The sequence below is a fragment of the uncultured Bacteroides sp. genome (assembly GCF_905207245.1).
Lineage (GTDB): Bacteria > Bacteroidota > Bacteroidia > Bacteroidales > Bacteroidaceae > Bacteroides.
The window spans coordinates 1-2,801 of record NZ_CAJLKP010000177.1 but is presented as its reverse complement, the minus strand read 5'-3'; the positions used below and the strand labels follow the sequence as shown (position 1 = coordinate 2,801).

General features: G+C 46.2%; 1 protein-coding gene and 1 pseudogene. Both read right to left on the bottom strand.

Features of this window, described 5'->3' with window-relative positions; translation table 11 throughout:
- Positions 1-265 precede the first annotated feature (265 nt).
- The gene (locus QZ135_RS24840) at positions 266-1,816 is read right to left on the bottom strand and encodes a RagB/SusD family nutrient uptake outer membrane protein (RefSeq protein ID WP_294615800.1); all 1,551 of its coding nucleotides are present in this window, start codon (positions 1,814-1,816) and stop codon (positions 266-268) included.
- Between the two features lie 11 nt (positions 1,817-1,827).
- A pseudogene (locus tag QZ135_RS24835) lies at positions 1,828-2,801 on the bottom strand (SusC/RagA family TonB-linked outer membrane protein); the annotation flags it as partial.

The following is a 2,801-nucleotide window of genomic DNA, read 5'->3' as shown; positions in this document are numbered from 1 at the left end:
CCCCCCAGACGCGTACTCTACCGGGCTGAGCTACATCCCGAATTGCGGTTGCAAAAGTAGTGCTTTATTTTTAAATAGCAAATAATTTGGTTGATTTTTGTTTGTGCATAATATTTTTGGTTGATGTATATCTTTTGTTGTTATCTTGTTTCGTACTCTGTAAAATAATGATTTTCTTTACCTTGTGATGAATAATAGAAAAAGGAACGTTCCTCAAATCTGAAGAGGCAACGCTCCTTTTTTATTTGTCAGAGAGAATTTAGGTTTATTCTATATACGAAGTAAGTGCGTCATTATAGTCAACTTCCTTTGCAGGGAATACCCAAGTCCATTGGTTATTGGCCGAAGGATCGGCTGTTATTGCAAATTGTACGTGGAAACTGCCTTCCGGGTATGATTTGCGGGCGATAGGCTCTTTCCATCGTTTATAGTCGAACCAGTCGAAGCCTTCGCCCCAAAGTTCGATATTCCGGTATAGTTTCACTTCCTCCAGTAATTCATTTCCTGTTTTTGTGCAGGTGTACGATGGGTTGCGTCCGGAATCCTTATTCAGTGTTATCAATAAGTTCTGTGTTTCTGTGTCTTTTCCACCGATGTGGCAATTAGCTTCGGCTTCTATCAGGTACATTTCGGCGGAGCGGAAATGATTCAATTGGCCTATGCCCGGCTGTTCGGCACACAGAATTTTAAATTGCATGTAGGCAAAGATGTAGCTTGTGCTATAAATCTTATCGGCATAATCTTTCTTTGCCCGCTCAAACAAGGCGCCTTTGGAAGCGCGTCCGGTGGAAGTGGTGTAAGTTTCTCCTTCCCGGGGAGCCAGAAACATACTTCTGCGTATATCTGTTTCCGGAATCCGGTCATAAAGCTCTTTGCTGATGGAACATGCGTAACTTCTGCAAATGCTGGCACTCGAGTTGCTACCCTGATAGGCAAAAAACGAATAAAAGTGTAAGTTCTGGTCGGTGGCGTTGTAGCTGCTCCATATCCACTCCTGGTTCGGAGTATTAAAGCCGCCGTCTACATATTCGGAGTTGGTCATCAATGGATAGTTCTTGCGTGCCAGGGCTGCATACCGGGCTGCGGTTGCCCAGTCTTCGCGAATCAGTGCTGCCCGTGCATAAACGGCATAGGCGACATTCAGGTTTGGACTGTAATTATCTCCACTTGGACGGTCCATTTCGGATGTTGTGAAGTTGGAAATGGCATTGTCCAGGTCTTCATAAATCCGATTGTAGACTTCTGCCAGTGTGGAGCATTCCAGTTCACCGGTGCTTTGGTCTATGCGTAGGGGCAACCCGCGGCTGGCGCCATTGTTGCTGTCGCACCAGCGATGGCAATAAAGCTGGCTCAGCATCATGTAGCTGTATGCCCTGAACGTTAAGGCCTGGGCTTTTATGAATTCTTTTTCCGCTGCACTGCCGCTGGCTGCATCAATATTGACAATGATGGCATTGGCATTACCTATCAGTTTGTAGTAGTAAAACCACGGATAGTAGCAATAGGAGGAAGTGTTCCTTTCGTGATAAAGGGAATTGATGATGGATGACCAACCGGTGAGGTTCGACTTCTGAAAGTGATTTCCCGGATAGTTGCCATACCAGGTTTTGATGGTTCCTTCGCCGTTGAATCCCTGCGAACTGAGATACTGCGTGACCATTAACCGGCAAATGCCGTTTATGGCAAGTTTGGCATTATCCGTCGTCTCAAAGATGGTGGTCGTACCGGTAGACGATTGAGGTGCGGTGTCCAGATAGTCGCCGGCGCATGAAGCGAGCAGGACTATGATTCCTAATGTATATAATATTTTTTTCATAAGTGTTACTATTATAGTTTGATGTTGATACCTACAGTAAATACCCTTGGAGTTACCAGATAGTTGTTTTGTGAACCACTGAATGACTGTTGCGGATTCATGCCCTGGCGGGCGGTGAAAGTCCAGAGGTTTTCGCAACTTGCGTTTAGACCGATGGCCTGCAAATCCAGACGCTTCACGAAAGATTTCGGTAGCTGGTAGCTCAGTGTGATGTTCTTGACAACCAGATAATCTGAACTGACGAGCCATCTTGAAGAAGCGGCATTATTAGTGGAGCTTGTCGTACTGTTGATCTGCGGAATGCCGTCCGGCTTGATGCGGTCTGTTGAATTTTCCGTCATACCCTCGGGAGCAGCTTTCCATGACTTCATGATGTCTGAGTGGAAATTGCTCGGTGAAGTTCCTGTAGTCATCAGTCCGCGATAGACACCGTCATTGGTTTTGCCACCCAGTGAGTAGGTAAATAAAGCAGAGAGGCTGAACGACTTGTAGGCTACCGTGCCCGTGAAGCTGCCATAAATCTTGGGTAGTGCCGAGCCGTGGAACTCTTTCAGGGCATAAGTTGTATTGTTGGTATAGTAGGTGCCATTGATAGCCGTGAGGCTTTCATTATCGGTGATGTCGGTGCCTTCCGCATTGCCCAATTTGTTTCCGTCGGGCAGTGTGATGAAGTAGTCTTCCAGATTCAGCGTATATAAGGAATTACCCGTCAACTGGTCTACACCCACATAGGTTGGCAGGAAGAATTCGTACCGGCTTTTGCCCTCCACTATTTTGTAACTTCCCGATATGATACCGTCTTTGTTCTGTTCCGGCAACTTCACAATCTTATTTTTTACGAAAGTGGCGTTCGTGGCAAAGTTCACTTTCCACTTCTTGTCCTTGTAAATGTCGATGTCGGTATTGATTTCGACGCCTTTGTTTGAGATGGTTCCCAGATTCTTGGTGACAGTGGCTTCGGCGGATGTGGTAGAAGTGGCGCCTG

What these genes read in the sequence shown, in the direction of transcription:
- QZ135_RS24840 (WP_294615800.1), bottom strand. Translation starts at nt 1,816, where the DNA reads ATGAAAAAAATATTATATACATTAGGAATCATAGTCCTGCTCGCTTCA.